The sequence below is a fragment of the Vibrio sp. R15-SG3-ISO1B genome (genome assembly GCF_059833835.1).
Map to the genome: position 1 here is coordinate 99,784 of NZ_JCBDGG010000045.1, position 22,530 is coordinate 122,313.

Here is a 22,530-nt window from a genome sequence, read left to right on the forward strand (position 1 = left end):
AGTTGTTTTTTAATCAGCTTTGCAACTTGTGGACGAGATCGCTTACGGCGCCAACTCAGCCACGTTCTTGATCAAGGTCTCACGCAGTCGTTGTTCTTCTTCTTCGCTGAGCTTGCCGGTGTGATCACTGGTGATAATGAACAAGTCCTCAGCCCGCTCACCAATGGTGGTGATTTTGGCGGCGTGCAGGTTGAGATTCAATTCGGCAAACGTCGCCCCTACCGTGGCAAGCAGTCCTGGGGTATCGAGGGCCACAAACTCCATCAAGGTGCGCTTTTTACTCTTAGTCGGCAGAAAGTCGACTTGTGTTTTCACCTTGAAGTGCTGCAGGTTACGCGGCACTCGACGGGTTTTGATCTTGGTTGGGCGACCATCTTCGAGTACGTGGACCAAGTGCTTAATCAGTGCCTTGTGGCGCGTCTCATCAATGACCTCACCGTGTTGATCCAACACCATAAAGGTATCTAACACATAGCCATCTTTACTGGTCATGACCTGCGCATCGTGAACGTTGAGATTGCGCCTATCTAACTCGGCCACCACTGTCGCAAACAGAGCATGTTGGTCTTTACTGTAGACAAACACTTCCGTTCCGCCTCGGGTTGCTTTCTTAGAGATTAAGATTAATGGCTTAGCCGGATCGTCATGGCGCAGTAGATGTGCGCAGTGCCACGCAATTTGTTTATGGGTGTGTCTTAAGAAGTAGTCGGCTTTAAAGCGTTGCCACAGTACTTCGATCTCTCTGGCACTGAATCCCTCTTTGCGCAGCAGGGCAGAAGCTAACTGCTGGTTGTGACGGATACGCTCACGCACATCGACAGGGTTCTCTAAACCGCGGCGTAAGGCACGTTGCGTCGAGTAAAAAAGCTCAGCGAGCAGGGTGCGTTTCCAGCTGTTCCAAAGTTCAGGGTTGGTGGCGCAGATATCAGCGACGGTTAGACAGACGAGGTACTCCAGATACTCTTCATCTCGCACTTGCTTGGCAAACTCAGTGATCACCTCAGGATCGTAAATATCTCGGCGCTGAGCGGTGACAGACATCAAGAGGTGATGACGAACCAACCAAGAAACCAGTTTGGCCTCAGGTTTCGACAAACCATGCTCAATACAGAAATCATAGGCTTCCCCTTCGCCAATCACCGAGTGATCGCCGCCACGTCCCTTACCGATATCATGGAAAATCGCCGCTAGGATCAACAGCTCTTTCTTTTGAATTCGTGGGTAGATTTCACAACAGATCGGATGCTTGTCGTGATTTTGCGCAAAGCTAAAGGTGTGAATGTGTTTCAACAAGCGCATGCTGTGCTCATCGACGGTGTAGACGTGGAATAAGTCGAACTGCATCTGACCGACAATTTGACTCCATTGCGGTAAGTAGGCGGCTAACACTCCGAGTTTGTGCATCAGAGTAAAGGCGCGAGTGAGGGCGTTCGGGTGTCGGCATAGATCCATAAACTTTTCACGCGCCGCTGGGATAGTGTGAAGAAACTTGTTCAAACGGCGCCGAGCGGTGCGAAGTTGGCGCATGGTTGAGGGTGCGACGCCATCAATGGTGGAATCGTTGGCGATATGTAAAAACATATCCAGAATGGTTTCAGGACGCGCTTGGAACAATGCAGGTTTACGCGCTTCTATTAGGTGTCCTCGGCGCTGAAAGTCCTCACTGAGAATGATAGGCTCGGCCTCAATCCCATTGTCCAGAATCGCTTGGTCGAACAACTTAAGCAGCATTTTGTTGAGTTCAGCCACACGGCGCAGCGTGCGGTAGAACTCTTTCATCATTTTCTCCACACCTCGATTACCCTCACCTTGAAAACCGAGCAGCTCGGCTACTTGGGCTTGGTGGGCAAAGGTGAGTCGGTTGTCGTAGCGCTTTAACTGTAGATGCAAGGCAAAGCGCACGCGCCAAAGGAAATCTTGGCATTCGACCAACTCACGATATTCCGCGTCAGTGAGAAAGCCATATTTACTCATCTCTAACAAAGAAGTGGCCCCGAAATGGCGCCTTGCGACCCAGCTTAAGGTGTGAATATCCCGAAGTCCGCCTGGCGTCGATTTAATATCGGGCTCCAGATTGTAGGTGGTGTCGTGATAGCGCGCATGGCGCTCACGTTGCTCTTGTACTTTCGCTTGATAGAAGATTTCGCTTGGCCAGAAGCTCTCTGAATGGATTTCCATCTTCAGCTTGTGGAAGGTCTCTTCACAGCCACACAACAGGCGCGCTTCTTGCAAATTGGTCGCAACGGTTAGGTCTTCACGGCCGATTTGAGCGCATTGCTCAACCGTACGCACGGCGTGACCGATCTCCAGGCGCAAATCCCACAACAGGGTAATAAACTCGCTGACTTTGGCGGCCAGCGCTTCCGGTAAGGTATGGCGAGAGACAATCAGGATATCGATATCCGAGAGCGGGTGTAGCTCACCGCGGCCATAACCGCCTACCGCAACTAAGCTGATGTTGGGTAAGTTGGCGAAACCGAAATGTTGCCACAGTCGATTTAATAGTAAATCAATGTAGTCAGAGCGACCTAGGACAAGGTCAGTCACTGGGTGATGGTTGAGAAATTCATTCTTTTGATGTTCAGCAAAATGTTCCAGTTGCTGTTTAAGCTCGGCGACGGAGAGTTGCGACTCGTCGAGCGCTAAAGGGGTTTGAAAGGGCATACAGCGAATCCATGCAGCAAAAAAATCCTAATTAGGAATCTAGCAAAGTTAGTCAGATAAAAAAATATCCCCGTAAGCGGGGATATTCCATTCAATCGTTAATCGTTGTTCATCAGGCGTGGGATGGTGTCATCGCTTCTTAGTGTCAGCACTTCACAGCCGTTGTTCGTTACTACTATGGTGTGCTCATACTGAGCGGATTTTTTGCCATCGCCAGTGTAGACCGTCCAGTCATCTTCGGCATCAACGCTGACACCAAATTTACCGGCGTTAATCATAGGCTCGATGGTAAAGCACATGCCTTCTTTCAACACACGTCGGTCATTGTTCTTGTAGTGAACAATTTGTGGCTCTTCATGGAATTCGTTGCCGATACCATGACCACAGAAGTCTTTGACAATAGAGAACTTATTACGTGGGTTTTTCTTGTTGTTCTCTTTGATGTATTTCTCGATGGCACTACCAATATCGCCAACCGTAGCACCCGGTTTGACTTTACGCATCCCGACGTACAGGGCTTCTTGTGTCACCATACACAAGCGCTTATCGGCAGGGGAGACCTCACCCACTAAGAACATCTTCGAAGTATCGCCATGGTAGCCTGCTGGGCGCACGGAAAGATCGGCGTTTTCATCATCAGGAACAATCACTGTGATGTCGATGTTGATGATGTCGCCATCTTTTAACACCGCCGGTTTCATCTGACCGTTGCTACCAACTTCATCTTGGTTGGCAGGAATGCCGTGGCAAACAATGTGGTTGATCGAAGTACAGATAGATTTCGGGAACCCATGATAATCGAGTGGCGCAGAGTACGCACCTTTGCTGGTGGCGTAGTCGTGACAAATCTGGTTGAGCTCATCGGTCGTCACGCCGACTTGGACGTGTGGCTCGATCATCTCTAGGATTTCAGCGGCCAATGCGCCAGCTATGCGCATGCGTTCAATTTCTTGTGCGGTTTTGATCTTAATTGACATCGGCTTTCTCTATCTAACACTGTCAGCACGCTCTGGTGCGAATGGCCGCATTCTAACAGGAAGAGGGGCGAAAGTGTAATCTCGATAAATCCTTAAAATGACTAGGGTTACTGTAACGGTCGGTGATTTCGCGGGGGGTGGACGCGGTGAAAGTGGTTTTTTTTCTAGCCAAACAACGCAAAAATATGATATAAAGCGCGCCGGAATTGCGGTCTGTTCTCTTCACCTTGATGCGTTGAGGTGGCGAAGCGGGCAACATCCAAACACATTTATCTTTAAATCACACACATTCCGACACATATTCCGGGGTGCTGGGCAGAAGCCTAGTCGGAGTTATGGGGAATGTGGAGGCCTAACCCCATAGAGGATTTTAAAATGGCAACTGTATCAATGCGCGATATGCTGAAAGCTGGTGTTCACTTCGGTCACCAAACTCGTTACTGGAACCCAAAAATGAAGCCATTCATCTTTGGTGCTCGTAACCGCGTTCACATCATCAACCTAGAAAAAACTGTACCAATGTTCAACGAAGCGCTTGCTGAGCTAGCAAAAGTTGGCGAGAAAAAAGGTAAAGTTCTTTTCGTAGGTACTAAGCGCGCTGCATCTGAAGCTGTTAAAGAAGCGGCTATTGCTAGCAACCAGTACTTCGTTAACAACCGCTGGTTGGGCGGTATGCTAACTAACTACAAAACTGTTCGTCAGTCTATCAAGCGTCTAAAAGACCTAGAAGCTCAGTCTCAAGACGGTACTTTTGACAAGCTAACTAAGAAAGAAGCTCTAATGCGTACTCGCGAAATGGAGAAGCTAGAGAAATCTCTTGGTGGTATCAAAGATATGGGCGGCCTACCTGACGCTCTATTCGTTATCGACGCTGATCACGAGCACATCGCAGTTAAAGAAGCAAACAACCTAGGTATCCCAGTTTACGCTGTTGTTGATACTAACTCTAACCCAGACGGCGTTGACTTCGTTATCCCAGGTAACGATGACGCAATCCGTGCAGTACAGCTATACCTAAACGCTGCTGCTCAAGCGGTTACAGAAGGTCGTAACAAAGACGTAGCTGCAGCTGCTGAAAAAGACGGTTTCGTAGAAGCTGAATAATAGCGGCTCCGTGTCACACTTGGTTTATGTGCAATCTTGTTGTCGCATAAACTGAGTTATAGTTATCAATAGGGGCCGAACGTGTGTAGGCCCCTGTTTTTTACCCAATCCAGAATCAACTGAGGAATAGAGAATGGCTGTTACTGCTGCTCTAGTTAAAGAACTGCGCGAACGTACTGGCGCAGGTATGATGGAATGTAAGAAAGCGCTTGTTGAAGCAAACGCTGACATCGAACTAGCAATCGAGAACATGCGTAAATCAGGCGCTGCGAAAGCTGCTAAGAAAGCAGGTAACGTAGCAGCTGAAGGCGCAATCATCATCAAAGAAGAAGGCGGTGTTGCTGTTCTTCTTGAAGTTAACTGCCAAACTGACTTCGTTGCTAAAGATGGCAACTTCACTGCATTCGCAGAGAAAGTAGCAGCAGACGCGCTAGCGTCTAAAGCATCTGCTGAAGAGCTTGTTGCTAAATTCGAAGAAGAGCGTGTTGCTCTAGTTGCTAAGATCGGTGAAAACATCAACATCCGTCGCGTTCAGTACGTTGAAGGTGCTGCAATCGCTTCTTACCGTCACGGTGAGAAAATCGGTGTTGTGGTAGCGGGTGAAGGCGATGCTGAAACTCTTAAGCACGTTGCAATGCACGTTGCTGCGTCTAAGCCAGAGTACGTTAACCCAGAAGACGTACCAGCTGACGTAGTGGCTAAAGAGAAAGAAGTTCAAGTTGAAATCGCTATGAACGAAGGCAAGCCACAAGAGATCGCTGAGAAGATGGTTATCGGCCGCATGAAGAAATTCACTGGCGAAATCTCTCTAACAGGTCAAGCGTTCATCATGGAGCCTAAGAAATCTGTAGGCGAAATGCTGAAAGAGAAAGGCGCTTCTGTTGCTACGTTCGTTCGCCTAGAAGTTGGCGAAGGTATTGAGAAAGGCGCAGAAATGAGCTTTGCTGAAGAAGTAGCAGCAGCTCAAAAAGGTTAATCCTGAGTGTAGCGCTTACTATTTAGACCGTAGCCAAGGCTGCGGTCTTTTTATGACTAGCGTGCAAACGATTAGCCGTGATGAATAGGGGTGATAGTGACTCGGTGCGAGTTCCTAGGTGCTTAGTGCCTAGTTCCTAGAGTCTAGAGTGGATTTCTTCTCTAGGAACTAGGGTCTATGAACTTGATTTTCTCCCCTATCCATGACTGTTAATCAACCACTCTCTTTATTGGAAGGTAGACTCCATGACGACAAACCCTAAACCAGCATATCAACGTATTCTGTTAAAACTGAGCGGTGAAGCTCTACAAGGCGAAGAAGGTTTTGGTATCGACCCTACGATCCTTGATCGTATGGCTCAAGAGGTAAAAGAGCTCGTTGAACTGGGCGTTCAAGTGGGTGTTGTTATCGGCGGTGGTAACTTGTTCCGTGGTGCCGGTCTTGCTGAGGCAGGTATGAACCGAGTTGTCGGTGACCACATGGGCATGCTAGCAACAGTGATGAACGGTCTTGCGATGCGTGATGCGCTGCATCGTGCGTATGTGAACGCGCGTGTGATGTCCGCTATCCCTCTAAAAGGTGTGTGTGATGATTACAACTGGGCCGATGCTATCAGCCAGCTGCGCCAAGGTCGCGTTGTGATCTTCTCTGCCGGTACAGGTAACCCATTCTTCACAACAGATTCAGCGGCGTGTCTGCGCGGTATTGAGATTGAAGCTGACGTGGTTCTCAAAGCGACAAAAGTGGACGGGGTATTTACTGCAGACCCAGTAGCCAACCCAGACGCGGAGCTGTATGATAAGCTATCTTACGCTGAAGTTCTTGATAAAGAACTGAAAGTAATGGATTTAGCCGCATTTACTCTGGCTCGTGACCACAAAATGCCAATTCGTGTGTTCAACATGAACAAACCTGGTGCACTGCGCCGCGTGGTTATGGGTGAAGCTGAAGGCACACTGATTAGCTCTGCAAACTAATTGAATTCAACCGTAGCGAGCATTGTGTTGGCTACGGTATTGCCTTTCGAAGGTCGTCATCCCATTAGTGGGGAGACTTCGATAAGAATGACACATCAAGGTGATATTGTGATTAACGAAATCAAAAAAGACGCTCAAGAGCGCATGGAAAAAAGCGTTGAAGCGCTAAAAAACAACCTATCTAAAGTACGTACTGGTCGTGCTCACCCAAGCCTTCTTTCTGGTATTTCAGTTGAGTACTACGGCGCACCAACACCGTTAAACCAAGTCGCGAACGTTGTTGCGGAAGATGCGCGTACACTGGCGATCACGGTATTCGACAAAGAGCTGACTCAGAAAGTAGAAAAAGCGATCATGATGTCTGATTTGGGGCTAAACCCAATGTCTGCGGGCACTATCATCCGTGTTCCTTTGCCACCACTGACAGAAGAGCGTCGTAAAGACCTCGTTAAGATCGTTCGCGGTGAAGCAGAAGGTGCTCGCGTGGCGATTCGTAACATTCGTCGTGATGCCAATGGCGACCTTAAAGCGCTATTGAAAGACAAAGAGATCTCTGAAGACGAAGATCGCAAAGCACAAGATGAAATTCAGAAACTGACTGACGCAGCGGTTAAGAAAGTTGACGAAGTGCTAGCAGCAAAAGAAAAAGAGTTGATGGAAGTTTAATAGTCATTAAACTGCCCATGAGTAAAAACGCTGGGCGAACAGCACAGCGTTTTTTTATTGCATCTCTTCGACCCTGCTGGAAACCCAATCCCTCTTATGCAAAACATTCAACTCTCACCTGACGTACTCCCTAAACACATCGCAATCATCATGGACGGCAATGGCCGTTGGGCGAAAGCACAAGGTAAACCGCGTGTCTTTGGCCATAAAAATGGAGTGGCAGCGGTACGTAAGGCGATTTCGACTTCCGCTAAACTCGGCATCAAGGCCATCACCTTGTTTGCTTTCAGTAGCGAGAATTGGCGCAGACCAGAAGAAGAAGTCGGCGTGTTGATGGAGTTGTTTATTTCTGTGCTGTCATCAGAAGTAAAGAAACTGCATAAGAATAACCTCAAGCTTCGGATCATTGGTGACAAGTCTCGTTTTAATGAACGCTTGCAAGAGAAAATTGCCGCTGCAGAAGCCTTAACGGCGAACAATAGCGGAATGGTGATCAATATTGCGGCGAATTACGGCGGCAAATGGGACATTGTGGAAGCGACCAAAGCGATTGCCAGCAAAGTGGCTCGCGGTGAACTTGCACCAGAAGAGATTACTGAATCATTAATGACCGATCATTTGTCGATGAACGACATTCCTGAGGTCGATTTGATGATTCGAACCAGTGGAGAGTGTAGAATTAGCAACTTCATGCTATGGCAGATGGCGTATGCTGAGCTCTACTTTACGCCGATCTACTGGCCAGAATTTGACGAGAATAGTCTTGTCGAAGCAGTGACTTGGTTTGTTAATCGCGAACGACGGTTCGGGTGTACAGGTGAACAAATCAAGGCATTGATGAAAAGCGAATAAAGGATTTAAGTTTGAAGCAAAGAATAATAACGGCACTTATCCTTGCTCCGTTAGTCATTTTAGGCATCTTTCAACTGTCTTTACCTACGTTTATGGCGGCGCTGGCCGTGGTCACTATGATAGGTTTTTGGGAGTGGACTCAATTTGTCGAGGCCAAATCCCGCTACTTAGCACTTGTCCCTGCAGCGATACTGTTTGCGGCCAGTGCGTTCTTTGTCCCATTTGATGCGTACAGCTTAAATGAGATTTCCTTATCCCACCTTACTTTACTAGGCTTAGGTTGTGGTTGGTGGCTTTTTGCCAGCGTGCTGGCGATTACCTATCCCAAATCCGCCACACTGTGGCAGGGGTCGACGCTGCTCAGACACCTTTTCGGAATCTTAACGCTATTGCCCTTTTTCTGGAGCGTGGTGATGCTGCGTGCGCAGGACCTCTATAGCGATCCTTTCCACGGCGCGCGTTTGGTTCTATTTGTCTGTTTGATTGTTTGGGCGGCGGACAGCGGTGCCTACTTTGTCGGTAAAAGCATCGGTAAACATAAAATGGCACCTAAAGTGAGCCCCAATAAAACCATTGAAGGATTAGTGGGCGGAATGGTGACCGCCAGTTTAGTTGCTTGGGGCTTTTCACATTGGTTTGAGATTCCGTTTACCAACGCATTTGTGATGGTCGGGATTACCTTAGCAACGGTGATTATCTCAGTATTGGGCGATCTGGTAGAGAGCATGTTTAAGCGCGTCTCTGGCATTAAAGACAGCAGTAACATCATTCCTGGTCATGGCGGTGTATTGGATCGCATTGACAGTTTGACGGCTGCCTTTCCCGTGTTTGCGCTGCTCTACTTCATTTTCTAATTCTAAGGCAAGCCAGCGCTTGCCTTTACCTTCTTGGTTGTAACTACTATGCGTAAGTTGACAATACTCGGCGCGACAGGTTCGATTGGTGACAGTACGTTTAAGGTGCTCGAACAGAATCGTGAACATTATTCGGTCGTTGCTTTGGTCGCGGGACACAACGTCGAGAAAATGCGCCAGTTGTGCCTTAAGTGGAAACCCCAGTATGCGGTCATGGCGAGCGATGATGCTGCGCGCGCGCTCAAGTTAGCGTTAACCGGAGAGTCGCTCACCATTGATGTCTTATCTGGTGTGGATGCAATGTGCCAAATGGCGGCGCTGGATGATGTCGATACCGTGATGGCGGCCATTGTCGGCGCGGCCGGTTTGTTACCGACCATGGCGGCGGTGAAAGCCGGTAAGCGAGTGCTGCTTGCCAATAAAGAAGCGTTGGTGATGTCTGGGCAACTTTTTATCGACGCGGTTGCCAAGTATGGCGCGGAGTTAATGCCTGTCGATAGCGAGCACAATGCCATCTTCCAATGTTTGCCCGTCGAGGCGCAAACGGAGCTAGGGCGCTGCGATCTTGAAAAGCAGGGTATTAGCCATATTCTTTTGACCGGTTCTGGCGGGCCGTTTCGCTACAGCGACATTGCGAGTCTAGAGCAGGTGACCCCAGAACAAGCGATTGCTCATCCCAACTGGTCCATGGGGCCAAAAATCTCGGTGGATTCGGCCACCATGATGAATAAAGGGCTTGAGTTTATTGAAGCAAAATGGCTGTTCAATGCTCGCCGCGAGCAACTCAAAGTTCTGATCCACCCTCAATCTGTGATCCACTCAATGGTGCAATATCGTGACGGCTCCGTCTTGGCTCAGATGGGCGAGCCGGATATGGCAACGCCGATTGCGCTGACACTCTCGTACCCTGAGCGTATTGCTGCTGGTGTGGCACCGTTAGATTTTACTCAAGTGGGCGAACTGACCTTTTTACAGCCGGATTACCAACGTTACCCCTGCTTGAAATTGGCCATTGATGCCTGTTTTGAAGGCCAGCATGCGACCACAGCGCTCAATGCGGCCAACGAAGTTGCAGTGCAGGCTTTTCTTGATCGTAAACTGGCGTTCACTGACATCGCTCGCATCAATGAGCAGGTCACTAATCGGATCTGTGCTAGCCGTGGTCAGGGGCAATGTGATAGTTTGGAGAGCATTCTAGAGCTCGATCGTATGGCACGTGCATTCGCCATAGAAACCATGAACGGACGGACGCTATGACCGGTATTTTGTGGAACTTTATCTCATTTATCATTGCATTAGGCATTTTGGTCGCCGTGCATGAGTTTGGCCATTTTTGGGTGGCGCGCCGCTGTGGCGTAAAAGTCGAAAAATTCTCTATCGGTTTTGGTAAATCCATATGGAGTAAAGTCGGTAAAGATGGCACCGAGTACTCTATTTCTTTGATCCCTCTCGGTGGTTACGTGAAAATGCTTGATGGCCGAGTGGATGATGTGCCCGCGGATCAGCAAGCGTTCGCCTTTGACCGTAAACCGTTGTGGAAGCGAAGCGCTATTGTCGCGGCAGGCCCAGCATTTAACTTCCTGTTTGCCATTTTCGCGTATTGGTTGGTGTTCATCATTGGTGTCCCTGCGGTGAAACCGGTCGTGGGACAAGTCACGCCATACTCGATTGCGGCGCAAGCCGGTCTTGAACCTGGCATGGAACTTAAAGCGGTTTCCGGCGTCAAAACCGCAGATTGGGAGTCGGTCAATATGGGGCTTATCCGCCATATTGGCGACAGTCAATTGACCCTGACCGTCGCACCGGCGGACGGTGTGGGGGTCGAAGAAACCAAAGAGCTCTATTTAGATGAATGGAACTTTGACCCTGAGACGCAGTCTGCTATGTCAGCGCTTGGATTTATTCCCTTTACGCCAGAGATTTCCGCTCGTTTGACCAATGTCGGCGAGGGAAGTGCCGGTGAACGTGCTGGCCTGCTTGTCGGTGATACGTTAGTGAGTATCGATGGACGGGCTGTCGAGAGTTGGCAGCAGGTCGTCGAGACCATTCAAGCAAGCCCTAATCGCGCGCTTGCACTCAAGGTGGAGCGTGATGGCCAGTCTGTGGACGTGTCTTTAACACCAGACAGCCGAGCGCTTTCAGACCAGCGAGTGATTGGTTTTGCGGGAATTGCTCCAGAAGTCGCAGAATGGCCGCAAAGCTATCGCTTCGACCTGCAATTTGGTGTATTTGAATCAGTCGGTAAAGCGATTGAAAAATCCGGGCAAGTGATCACCTTGACCATCAGTATGCTGAAAAAACTGATTGTCGGTGATGTTGGATTGAACAACCTAAGTGGACCGATTTCGATCGCGAAAGGGGCAGGAACGACCGCCGATTATGGCTTGGTCTATTTTCTCGGCTTCCTTGCGCTTATCAGCGTGAACTTAGGCATTATAAACCTCGTTCCACTGCCGATGCTCGACGGTGGACATTTATTGTTTTTTGCTATTGAAGCCATAATCAGACGCCCTGTGCCTGAAAAAGTCCAGGAAATGGGTTACCGTATCGGCGGTGCGATTATCTTCTCTCTCATGGCAGTGGCGATTTTCAATGATTTTGCTCGTCTTTAAACGGGGCGAAGGGTGTAGAAAGGAATAACTAAAACAAATATGGCGATGAAAAATATTCTGTTTGCGACGCTTCTCGCGACGAGTGTGAGCGCAAACGGTGCCGAGAGCTTCGTGGTTGAAGACATACAGATCGAAGGGTTGCAGCGTGTGGCTCTCGGTGCGGCGCTTTTGAAAATGCCTGTCCGTGTCGGTGACACTGTCGATGGGCAAGACGTTTCTGAGATCATTCGTGCACTCTACGATTCGGGTAACTTTGAGAACATCAAAGTGCTTCGCGATGGCGATGTGTTGTTGGTGCAAGTCAAAGAGCGCCCAACGATTGCCAGCATCTCTTTCTCTGGGAATAAGGCGATCAAAGAAGAGCAGTTGCAGCAAAACCTTGACGCCTCCGGAATGCGTGTCGGTGAAGCGCTGGATCGCACTACCCTATCCAATATTGAGAAAGGGTTGGAAGATTTCTACTACAGCGTGGGTAAATACAACGCGTCAGTCAAAGCAGTCGTGACGCCGCTGCCGCGTAACCGGAGTGATGTCAAATTCGTCTTCTCTGAAGGTGTCTCTGCGAAAATCCAACAAATCAATTTTATCGGCAATGAAGTCTTCGAAGATGAAGAGCTTTTGAGCCGTTTCAATCTTAATGTGGATGTCGCATGGTGGAACTTCCTCGCCGATGATAAATATCAAAAGCAAGTCTTAGCGGGCGACATTGAAGCCTTAAGATCGTACTACCTGGATCGTGGTTACTTAAAATTCCAAGTGGATTCGACGCAAGTCGCGATTTCACCCGATAAAAAAGGGGTGTACATCACGTTGGGGTTATCAGAAGGCTTGCCGTACACCGTCAAAGATGTCCAATTCCGTGGTGAACTGATCGGTAAAGAGCAAGAGCTGCAAGATTTGGTTACGTTCGAAAACGGCGAAATCTACAATGGCTCTGCCGTGACCTCTCTTGAAGAGAACATCAAGCGCGTATTGGGTGAAGCCGGTTATGCCTATCCACAAGTGACCACCATTCCCGAATTTGATGATAAAAATCAGCAGGTGTCTTTGATTGTCAATGTCGAGGCGGGGAATCGTATCTACGTTCGTGATATTCGCTTTGTCGGTAACAATGCGACCAAAGACGAAGTGCTGCGCCGTGAAATGCGTCAGATGGAAGGCAGTTGGCTTAATTCGCGCGCGATCGAAACGGGTAAAAACCGTTTGAGCCGTTTGGGCTTCTTCGAAACCGTTGATGTCCAGACGGTACGAGTTCCGGGCAGTGATGATCAGGTAGACCTAGTCTACAACGTCAAAGAAGCCAACTCAGGCAGCATTAACTTTGGTGTTGGCTACGGCACTGAGTCGGGGGTCAGTTTCCAGGTCGGTTTGCAACAAGATAACTTTGCGGGCTCTGGAGATCGCGTCGGTATCAGTGCAATGATGAACGACTACCAGAAGAACGTCAGCCTTGAGTATCGTGATCCGTACTGGAACCTCGATGGTGTCAGTATGGGCGGTAAGATTTTCTACAACGAATTTGAAGCCTCAGAAGCGGGGATCATCGACTACACCAACGAAAGTTATGGTACTAGTGTGACTTGGGGGTTCCCGTTTGATGAACTCAACCGTTTCGAATTCGGGTTAGGCTACACCCATAACAACATCGGTAACGTGCCCACCTACGATCAGGCGCAGCAGTTTGCTGCCAGTATTGGTCAAGGTGAAAGCGATAACATCATCACTCAAGATTTTGACGTGAATGTCTCTTGGACGCGCAACAACCTCAACAAGGGCTACTTCCCAACAGCAGGTAACTACCAACGTGCGTTCGCCAAGGCCACCGTGCCTAGCTCAGACGCGCAGTACTTTAAGCTGCAGTACGACGTGAGACAGTATGTGCCATTGACCAAAAAGCACGAGTTTACCTTGTTGATGCGTGGTCGCTTGGGTTACGGTAATGGTTACGGTCAAACGGATGGCAACGATAACCTGTTCCCATTCTATGAGAACTACTACGCGGGTGGCTTCACCACATTACGTGGCTTTGGTTCTAACTCAGCAGGTCCAAGGGCGGTTTACAACTCCAGCAACTCGAGCGTCTGTCCTCCAAGCAGTGGAAACGACGGCTGTGTGGTGGCAACGGACGACTCGGTTGGTGGTAATGCTATCGCGCTGGCCAGTATGGAGCTGATTGTACCGACGCCATTTGCGTCTGATGAAGTGCGCAGCCAAATCCGAACCAGTGTGTTCGTCGACGCGGCAAGTGTGTGGGATACCGAGTTTAACTACGATGCGAGTTATGCGGGCACTCAATACTATGAGGATTACTCAGATCCAACCAACTATCGCGCATCATACGGTGCGGCGTTGCAATGGATGTCTCCGATGGGACCATTGGTCTTCTCGGTCGCGAAACCTATTAAGAAATACGAAGGTGATGACGAAGAATTCTTCACTTTCACAATCGGCAGAACCTTCTAAAGGGGAATTTTACAGTGAACAAAACTATCAAAGCGGCGGGCCTTGGCCTTGTTATTATGACGTCTTCTCTTTTTGCTCATGCAGCAGAAGCGGCGCAAAAAATTGGTTACATCAATACCGCCATGGTGTTTCAGGCTCTGCCCCAACGTGAAGTTGCTCTGCAGAAAATGCAGGAAGACTTTAAAGACAAAGCGGACGAGCTAAAAGCGATTGAAGCGAAAGCGCGTACCAAAGTGGAAAAACTTAAGCGTGACGCTGAGCTGATGAGCCAAGAAGATGTCGAAAAAGCGCGTATCGAAATTGCGCAGCTAGAAAATGAATTCCGCATTAAAGGTCAATCTCTTGAGCAAGCGTCTGCTCGTCGTGAAGCACAAGAGAAGCAGAAACTGTTTAAAGTGATTCAAGACGCGGTGAACAAAATCGCTGAAAAGCAAGGCTACGATCTCGTGATCGATATTACCGCATTGCAATACGGTAAGCCTGAATTCGATATTTCTGAAGATGTGATCAAAGCACTTAAATAATTGTTTATGAAAACTCTGACTCTTGCCGAACTGGCAACGATTACCTCGGGTCAATTGTATGGCGACGCAACGGCGACCGTCACTATGGTTGCTCCGATGGACAAAGCCCAAGCGGGCCATGTCACTTTTCTTTCTAACCCTAAGTACGCCAAGCACCTAGCTCAGTGCCAAGCCACTGTGGTGATGGTCAAAGAGGCCCAGCGAGAGCAATGTCACGGTAACGTGCTTGTCGTTGACGACCCTTATGTCGCGTTTGCTAAAGTAGCGCAAGCACTAGACACCACGCCTATGCCAGCGGCTGAAATCGCGCCAAGTGCCGTTATCGCCGCGGATGCGACACTGGGCAGCAATGTCTCGATCGGCGCGAATGCGGTGGTCGAGTCAGGCGCAACACTGGGTGATAATGTCTCGATTGGCGCGGGCTGCTTTATTGGCAAAAACGTCTCAATTGGTGCAGGCACCAAGCTATGGCCGAATGTGAGCATTTATCATCAAGTCTCTCTTGGTGAAGACTGTCTAGTGCAAGCCAACACAGTGATTGGCTCAGATGGCTTTGGTTATGCCAATGAGAAAGGTGAGTGGGTTAAGATTCCTCAACTTGGTAGCGTTCGCATTGGTAACCGAGTTGAAATCGGTTCATGTACCACGATTGACCGTGGTGCGCTTGACGATACGGTGATTGAAGATAACGTCATTCTTGATAACCAACTGCAAATCGCGCACAACGTACACATCGGATATGGTACCGCCATGGCGGGTGGTACGATTGTTGCTGGCAGTACCACCATTGGCAAGTACTGTATCATTGGTGGCGGCAGCGTGATCAATGGTCATATTGAGATTGCCGATGGCGTTACCATTACCGGTATGGGCATGGTGATGCGAGGTATTGAAGAGAAAGGCATGTACTCGTCAGGTATTCCTCTTCAGACCAATCGTGAATGGCGTAAAACCGCCGCTCGTGTTCATCGCATTGATGAGATGAACAAGCGTTTGAAAGCGGTCGAAAAGCAGTTGGAAAACCAACAGCCTGACTAACAGGGTGTGCCACAGGCACTCGCGCGTTGAGCGCTGCTCAGTCTATCTGGCGGCTCATGCGTTTTTGTCAGCGAAGGCTCGCGATTTGCGAGCCTTTTTCGTCTATAATGCGCCACAACTTAAAAAATTTAGCATTCAACATAGGAATATGACTTTGACTACTGAAAATAAAACGATGAACATTACTGAAATTCAGGAATTGTTGCCTCATCGCTACCCATTCTTGCTCATTGACCGTGTGACGGACTTCCAAGAAGCGCAGTACCTCACGGCGATCAAAAATGTTTCAGTCAATGAACCTCAGTTTACGGGTCATTTTCCGCAACTCCCAGTGTTCCCTGGTGTACTGATTTTGGAAGCGATGGCACAAGCGACCGGTCTTCTGGCGTTTAAATCGTTTGGTGCGCCTTCTGAGAACGAGTTGTACTACTTTGCCAGTGTCGACGGAGCCAAGTTCCGTAAACCGGTCACTCCAGGTGATCAACTGGTGATCAAAGTAGAATTTTTGAAAGAGCGCCGCGGCATTGCTGCATTCAATGGTGTAGCAACGGTTGATGGCGAAGTGGTTTGTTCAGCAGAGCTTAAATGTGCTCGTCGAGAGTTCTAATATGATTCATGAGACGGCTCAAATTCACCCTTCTGCGGTCATCGAAGGTGACGTATCCATCGCTGCGAATGTGACCGTTGGGCCTTTCACTTACATCTCCGGCCAAGTGGAGATTGGTGAGGGCACAGAAATCATGTCCCATGTCGTGATCAAAGGTCATACGACGATAGGTAAAGAGAACCGCATCTTCCCGCACGCGGTCATTGGTGAAGAGAACCAAGATAAGAAATACGGCGGCGAAGAGACAACGGTGGTGATTGGCGATCGCAACGTCATTCGTGAAGCGGTGCAGATCCACCGTGGCACGGTGCAAGACAAAGCGACGACGGTCATTGGTAACGACAACCTATTGTGTGTTAACGCACATATCGCACACGACGTGATTGTTGGTGACCATACACACATCGGAAACAACGCCATTTTAGGTGGTCATGTCACCTTGGAAGATTACGCGGGTGTGATGGCACTGTCAGCGATTCACCCTTTCTGTACGGTCGGGGCTTACGCGTATATCGGTGGCTGTTCTGCGGTCGTCCAAGATGTGCCTGCCTATGTCTTAGCGCAAGGTAACCACGCTACTCCATTTGGTTTGAACTTGGTTGGCCTTAAGCGCAATGGGTTTGAAAGAGCTGAGATTCGCGCCCTACAAAAAGCGTACAAAGAAATCTACCGCTCAGGCAAAACCATGGAAGAAGTGAAACCTATCTTGGCGGAAATGGCGAAAGAATTTGCCTCTGTCGGACGTTTCTCGCACATGCTGGAAAATACAGAACGCGGCATTATTCGTTAATCGCGGCCTGCGCTCGATGTCTAAAAGGCTGTCTAGGAAATCAGACGGCCTTTTTTATTTTGCATTTAATTGGACCGATACATCATGACAATGGAAAAGCCACTGAGAATTGGTATCGTCGCGGGGGAACTCTCTGGTGATACCTTAGGCGAGGGCTTTATCAAAGCGATAAAAGCGCGCTACCCCAATGCGGAATTTGTCGGTATTGGTGGCCCTAAGATGATCGCTCAGGGCTGCGAATCTCTGTTCGATATGGAAGAACTGGCCGTTATGGGGCTGGTCGAAGTGCTGGGTCGATTGCCAAGACTGCTCAAAGTCAAAGCCTCTTTGGTCGATTACTTTACTCACAATCCGCCCGATGTGTTTGTCGGTATCGACGCGCCTGATTTCAACTTACGGCTTGAGCTCAGTTTAAAGCAAGCGGGCATTAAAACCGTCCATTATGTCAGCCCGTCGGTTTGGGCGTGGCGACAAAAACGTATCGTCAAGATTGAAGCAGCGACGAATCTGGTGCTTGCATTCTTGCCGTTTGAAAAAGCCTTCTATGATCGCCACCAAGTGCCGTGTGAGTTTATCGGCCACACCCTTGCCGATGCAATTCCTATGGTCTCCGACAAAGCGCCCGCGCGTGAGTTGCTCGGTTTGGACCCGAATAAACGCTGGTTAGCGGTGCTGCCAGGCAGTCGCGGCAGTGAGCTTAACATGCTCTCCCAACCTTTCCTTGAAACCTGCCAACGCCTGCATCAAACCCATCCCGATTTAGGCTTTGTGGTAGCCTTGGTTAACCCTAAGCGTCGTGAGCAATTTGAGCATGCTTGGCAAACTTATGCACCAGAACTTGAGTTCACCTTAGTGGATGATACCGCGCGTAACGTCATTACGGCGTCTGATGTGGTCCTGCTGGCCTCTGGCACCGTGGCGTTAGAGTGCATGCTCATTAAGCGCCCTATGGTGGTGGGGTATAAAGTGAACGCTATTACTGCGTTTATCGCGCGTCGCTTAGTCACAACGCCGTTTGTCTCTTTACCCAATATTTTGGCGGACAAAGAGATCGTTAAAGAGTACTTGCTCGAAGCGTGCACACCAGAAAATCTCAGTGCGGAGATAGAAAGGCTCTTGGCTGGTGAAGGGGAGGCGATGGTCGAGACATTCACTGAGATGCATCATTGGATTCGTAAAGGTGCCGATGAACAAGCGGCCAACGCCGTATTATCATTAATAGGTAAAGCATAAATGGCAAAACAAGCTACCCCCTTAGCCCCGTTTGAGTACCCAACGGGCTATCAATGGATTGCCGGTGTCGATGAAGTGGGGCGTGGTCCTTTAGTCGGCGATGTCGTGACCGCAGCGGTGATCCTCGATCCGAACAATCCGATCGAAGGGCTCAATGATTCAAAAAAACTCTCTGAGAAAAAGCGCTTAGCCTTGCTACCGGAGATCAAAGAGAAAGCGTTGGCTTGGTCTATCGGTCGATGCTCCCCCGCTGAAATTGATGAGTGGAATATCCTTCAAGCGACAATGGTTGCGATGCAGCGCGCGATTGCAGGTTTATCGCTAACGCCCGATCTCGCCCTGATTGATGGCAACCGAGTCCCTGAGCTGCCTATGGATGCGATGGCGGTCGTCAAAGGTGATTTGCGTGTCGCGCAAATCAGTGCAGCGTCAATCATCGCAAAAGTGGTGCGCGATCAAGAGATGGAAGCGCTTGATAAGCGACATCCGCAATTTGGTTTTGCGCAACACAAAGGTTACCCGACCAAAGCCCATTTTTCGGCGATTGAAGCGCACGGCGTGATTGATGAGCATCGCAAAAGCTTTAATCCGGTTAAACGCGCGCTCGGCATCGAGTAGCCTTGCGAATTGAGCGAGTGGGGGCGATAACGTAGAATAGCCTCCAACTGATGTTACCTATTTGTACCCTAAGTGATTCACAACCTATGAACGACCCTAAGTTTATCCACCTTCGAGTTCACAGTGATTTCTCCATGATTGACGGCCTGTCGAAAGTGCCGCCCTTGGTGAAGAAAGTGGCTGAACTAGGTATGCCTGCCGTTGCGCTCACCGATTTTACCAACCTGTGTGGCTTGGTGAAGTTTTACAGCACTGCGCACAACTGTGGCGTAAAACCCATCATAGGGGCGGATTTTGTCATGCAATCGCCGGAGTTTGGCGATGAGCTGACGAAGCTGACCGTGCTTGCGGCAGACAACACCGGTTACAACAATCTCACCTTATTGATTTCTAAAGCCTACTTGAGAGGCCATGTTCAACACCAGCCTGTGATTGACAAAGCGTGGTTGGCTGAGCTTTCTGAAGGTTTGATTGTGTTGTCCGGTGGTCGAAGCGGTGAAATTGGCCGAGCGCTACTGAAAGGCAACCAAGGGATTGCCGAGCAGTGCGCCGCGTTTTATCAGCAACATTTTGCCGACCGTTTCTACCTCGAACTCACTCGAACCGGGCGTAACGACGAAGAGAGTTACCTACACTTCGCGCTCGAATTTGCCGAGCAGCAGCAACTGCCCGTGGTGGCGACCAATGAGGTGGTGTTTCTCGAGCCCTCGCTGTTTGATGCTCATGAAATTCGCGTCGCGATTCATGATGGCTACACCTTAGAAGACCCGCGCCGCCCCAAAAATTACAGCCCTCAGCAATATTTGCGCACCGAAGAAGAGATGTGCGAGCTATTCGCCGACATCCCTGAGGCCCTAGAGAACAGTGTAGAAATTGCTAAGCGTTGTAACGTAACCGTGAGACTGGGTGAGTACTTCCTGCCTGCTTTCCCAACCGATGGCATGTTGGAAACCGAGTTCTTGGTGAAAAAGTCACAAGAAGGTCTCGAAGAGCGACTGGAGTTCCTGTTCCCTGACCCGCAAGTGCGTGCCGAAAGACGGCCAGAATACGATGAGCGCTTGCAAGTCGAGTTGGAAGTGATCAACAACATGGGCTTCCCGGGTTACTTCTTGATCGTAATGGAGTTTATCCAGTGGTCCAAAGACAATGATATTCCTGTAGGCCCTGGCCGAGGTTCGGGTGCCGGCTCCTTAGTGGCGTACGCGCTAAAGATCACCGATCTGGATCCGCTTGAGTACGATTTGCTGTTCGAGCGATTCTTGAACCCAGAACGTGTTTCGATGCCCGATTTTGACGTCGACTTTTGTATGGACAAGCGTGATCAGGTGATCGATCACGTGGCTGAAATGTATGGTCGTGATGCGGTATCGCAGATCATTACCTTCGGTACCATGGCGGCCAAAGCGGTTATCCGAGATGTCGGCCGAGTGCTGGGCCATCCGTTTGGATTTGTTGACCGCATCTCTAAATTGGTGCCACCCGATCCGGGTATGACGCTCGAAAAAGCGTTCAAGGCCGAACCTGCATTACCTGAGCTGTATGAAGCCGACGAAGATGTCAAAGAGCTGATCGACATGTGTCGCATCCTTGAAGGGTGTACACGAAACGCCGGTAAGCATGCGGGGGGCGTGGTTATCTCACCCACGACCATCACCGACTTTGCTCCGATTTATGCCGATGCGGAAGGACACTTCCCTGTCACTCAGTTTGATAAGAACGATGTGGAAACCGCCGGTCTGGTGAAGTTCGACTTCTTGGGTCTGCGTACCCTGACCATTATCGATTGGGCTTTGGGGCTGATTAACCCTCGCCTTGAGCGCGAGGGCAAAGCGCCGGTGAGAATCGAATCGATCCCACTCGATGACGCGCCATCATTCCGCTTACTGCAAAACTCCGAGACCACAGCGGTATTCCAGCTCGAATCGCGCGGAATGAAAGAGCTGATCAAGCGACTTCAGCCAGACTGTTTTGAAGACATCATCGCACTGGTGGCCCTATTTCGACCGGGCCCGCTGCAATCGGGGATGGTGGATAACTTCATCGACCGTAAGCACGGCCGCGAAGCGATTTCCTACCCAGATGAAACCTGGCAACACGAATCGCTCAAAGAGACCCTCGACCCGACCTACGGCATCATCCTCTACCAAGAGCAGGTGATGCAGATTGCCCAGATCCTCGCGGGCTATACGCTCGGTGGCGCGGATATGTTGCGCCGAGCTATGGGTAAGAAAAAACCTGAGGAAATGGCCAAGCAGCGCGCCATCTTCGAAGAGGGTGCGATTAAAAACGGCGTCGACGGCGAGTTGGCGATGAAGATTTTTGACTTGGTGGAAAAATTCGCCGGTTATGGTTTTAACAAATCGCACTCCGCTGCCTATGCCTTGGTGTCGTACCAAACGCTGTGGTTAAAAACACACTATCCTGCGGAGTTCATGGCCGCGGTGATGACCGCCGATATGGATAACACCGAGAAAGTGGTTGGTCTGGTGGATGAATGCTTGCGCATGAAGCTCAAGGTGCTACCACCGGACATCAACTCTGGTTTGTATCGTTTCAATGTCGATGACGATGGCGCCATTGTATACGGTATTGGTGCGATCAAAGGTGTCGGTGAGGGGCCGATTGATGCCATCATGCAAGCGAGAAAAGAGGGCGGCCACTTTAAAGACCTGTTTGATTTCTGCGCACGAATCGATCTGAAAAAGGTCAATAAACGTGTGATTGAAAAACTGATTTACGCCGGTGCGCTTGATAGATTGGGACCACATCGAGCGGCGATGATGGCGTCACTCAATGATGCAGTCAAAGCGGCCAGCCAGCATCACCAAGCCGAAGCCTTTGGTCAAACGGATCTGTTTGGCGTATTGACCGAAGCGCCTGAGGAAGTTGAGCACAAATACACCAAGGTGCCACCTTGGCCAGAGAAAGTGTGGCTAGAAGGGGAGCGTGATACCTTAGGTCTCTATTTGACGGGGCATCCGATCAACGCGTACCTTAAAGAGTTGGATAAATACACCAGTTGCCGCTTAGCCGATGCGACGCCGACTCGGCGCGATCAAAGTGTCACGGTGGCGGGGTTGGTGGTCGCAGCACGGGTGATGACCACCAAGCGAGGTTCACGTATTGGCATTATGACCTTGGACGATCGCAGTGGCCGCATGGAAGTGATGTTGTTCTCCGATGCGCTGGATCGCTACGCCGAATTGCTTGAAAAAGATCGAATTCTCGTGGTTTCTGGACAGGTCAGCTTTGATGATTTCAATGGGGGACTTAAAATGTCGGCCCGTGAAGTCATGGATCTTGGATCAGCGCGAGAAAAATACGCGCGTGGTTTGTCGCTCTCCATCGATCACAATCAAATTGATGGGCAGTTTTTTGAGCGCTTTAGTCAAATACTAGAGCCTTATCGGGCAGGTACAGTCCCTGTCCATGTATACTACCAGCGTAGCGATGCACGAGCGCGTTTAACGCTAGGGACCCAGTGGCGAGTAACGCCAAGCGACGAACTGTTAGACAATTTAAAACAACTGCTTGGTGCTAGCCAAGTGGAACTCGAATTTAACTAAGTTTGGTGA

The 22,530-nt window shown here is 49.7% G+C and carries 18 protein-coding genes; 16 read left to right on the forward strand and 2 right to left on the reverse strand.

The features are described 5' to 3' along the window. Positions 1-42: 42 nt before the first annotated feature. Both glnD and map read right to left on the reverse strand, forming a co-directional pair. Positions 43-2,664 carry a bifunctional uridylyltransferase/uridylyl-removing protein GlnD gene (gene glnD / locus AC6R0S_RS13655; RefSeq protein WP_500638139.1) on the reverse strand — a complete coding sequence of 874 codons (2,622 nt, stop codon included), beginning with the start codon at positions 2,662-2,664 and terminating at the stop codon, positions 43-45. A gap of 98 nt (positions 2,665-2,762) precedes the next feature. Then, positions 2,763-3,641, reverse strand: a complete 879-nt coding sequence (gene map, locus AC6R0S_RS13660) for a type I methionyl aminopeptidase (RefSeq protein ID WP_500638140.1) — start codon at positions 3,639-3,641, stop codon at positions 2,763-2,765. Between the two features lie 375 nt (positions 3,642-4,016). On the opposite strand from map, the gene rpsB reads away from it, so the two are divergent. From rpsB to dnaE, 16 genes are all read left to right on the forward strand, one after another. Continuing rightward, positions 4,017-4,745: a 30S ribosomal protein S2 gene (gene rpsB, locus AC6R0S_RS13665; protein ID WP_334554457.1), complete on the forward strand. Its 729-nt coding sequence runs from the start codon at positions 4,017-4,019 to the stop codon at positions 4,743-4,745. A 133-nt stretch (positions 4,746-4,878) separates the two neighbouring features. Next, positions 4,879-5,721, forward strand: coding sequence for a translation elongation factor Ts (tsf, locus tag AC6R0S_RS13670; RefSeq protein ID WP_334554459.1), 843 nt, complete (start codon positions 4,879-4,881; stop codon positions 5,719-5,721). Positions 5,722-5,966: 245 nt separating this feature from the next. Then, complete coding sequence (gene pyrH / locus AC6R0S_RS13675) at positions 5,967-6,698, forward strand: UMP kinase (protein ID WP_334554461.1); 732 nt, start codon at positions 5,967-5,969, stop codon at positions 6,696-6,698. Positions 6,699-6,806: 108 nt separating this feature from the next. Next, positions 6,807-7,364: a ribosome recycling factor gene (frr, locus tag AC6R0S_RS13680; RefSeq protein ID WP_334554544.1), complete on the forward strand. Its 558-nt coding sequence runs from the start codon at positions 6,807-6,809 to the stop codon at positions 7,362-7,364. Between the two features lie 96 nt (positions 7,365-7,460). Then, entirely contained in the window at positions 7,461-8,216 is a 756-nt protein-coding gene (gene uppS / locus AC6R0S_RS13685; protein WP_334554463.1) for a polyprenyl diphosphate synthase, read from the forward strand. Between the two features lie 11 nt (positions 8,217-8,227). Beyond that, positions 8,228-9,070: a phosphatidate cytidylyltransferase gene (locus AC6R0S_RS13690; protein ID WP_500631731.1), complete on the forward strand. Its 843-nt coding sequence runs from the start codon at positions 8,228-8,230 to the stop codon at positions 9,068-9,070. 48 nt (positions 9,071-9,118) lie between these two features. After that, positions 9,119-10,327 (forward strand): 1-deoxy-D-xylulose-5-phosphate reductoisomerase, encoded by a 1,209-nt coding sequence (ispC, locus tag AC6R0S_RS13695; protein WP_500638141.1) that lies wholly within the window; start codon positions 9,119-9,121, stop codon positions 10,325-10,327. Beyond that, positions 10,324-11,682 (forward strand): sigma E protease regulator RseP, encoded by a 1,359-nt coding sequence (gene rseP, locus AC6R0S_RS13700; RefSeq protein WP_500638142.1) that lies wholly within the window; start codon positions 10,324-10,326, stop codon positions 11,680-11,682. Before ispC ends, rseP begins: the two co-directional genes overlap by 4 nt. Positions 11,683-11,721: 39 nt before the next feature. Continuing rightward, on the forward strand, positions 11,722-14,145 hold the full coding sequence (gene bamA / locus AC6R0S_RS13705; RefSeq protein WP_500638143.1) for an outer membrane protein assembly factor BamA: 2,424 nt from the start codon (positions 11,722-11,724) through the stop codon (positions 14,143-14,145). Positions 14,146-14,159: 14 nt separating this feature from the next. Continuing rightward, the gene (locus AC6R0S_RS13710; RefSeq protein WP_500633918.1) at positions 14,160-14,669 is read left to right on the forward strand and encodes an OmpH/Skp family outer membrane protein; all 510 of its coding nucleotides are present in this window, start codon (positions 14,160-14,162) and stop codon (positions 14,667-14,669) included. Positions 14,670-14,675: 6 nt separating this feature from the next. Continuing rightward, positions 14,676-15,707 carry a UDP-3-O-(3-hydroxymyristoyl)glucosamine N-acyltransferase gene (lpxD, locus tag AC6R0S_RS13715; protein WP_500638144.1) on the forward strand — a complete coding sequence of 344 codons (1,032 nt, stop codon included), beginning with the start codon at positions 14,676-14,678 and terminating at the stop codon, positions 15,705-15,707. Positions 15,708-15,861: 154 nt separating this feature from the next. Beyond that, the gene (fabZ, locus tag AC6R0S_RS13720) at positions 15,862-16,314 is read left to right on the forward strand and encodes a 3-hydroxyacyl-ACP dehydratase FabZ (protein WP_334554476.1); all 453 of its coding nucleotides are present in this window, start codon (positions 15,862-15,864) and stop codon (positions 16,312-16,314) included. 1 nt (position 16,315) lies between these two features. Next, positions 16,316-17,104 (forward strand): acyl-ACP--UDP-N-acetylglucosamine O-acyltransferase, encoded by a 789-nt coding sequence (gene lpxA, locus AC6R0S_RS13725; protein ID WP_500631828.1) that lies wholly within the window; start codon positions 16,316-16,318, stop codon positions 17,102-17,104. 90 nt (positions 17,105-17,194) lie between these two features. Beyond that, positions 17,195-18,337: a lipid-A-disaccharide synthase gene (lpxB, locus tag AC6R0S_RS13730; protein WP_500638169.1), complete on the forward strand. Its 1,143-nt coding sequence runs from the start codon at positions 17,195-17,197 to the stop codon at positions 18,335-18,337. Then, positions 18,338-18,955, forward strand: coding sequence for a ribonuclease HII (gene rnhB / locus AC6R0S_RS13735; protein WP_500638145.1), 618 nt, complete (start codon positions 18,338-18,340; stop codon positions 18,953-18,955). Between the two features lie 86 nt (positions 18,956-19,041). Then, positions 19,042-22,521 carry a DNA polymerase III subunit alpha gene (gene dnaE / locus AC6R0S_RS13740; RefSeq protein ID WP_500633915.1) on the forward strand — a complete coding sequence of 1,160 codons (3,480 nt, stop codon included), beginning with the start codon at positions 19,042-19,044 and terminating at the stop codon, positions 22,519-22,521. Positions 22,522-22,530 lie beyond the last annotated feature (9 nt).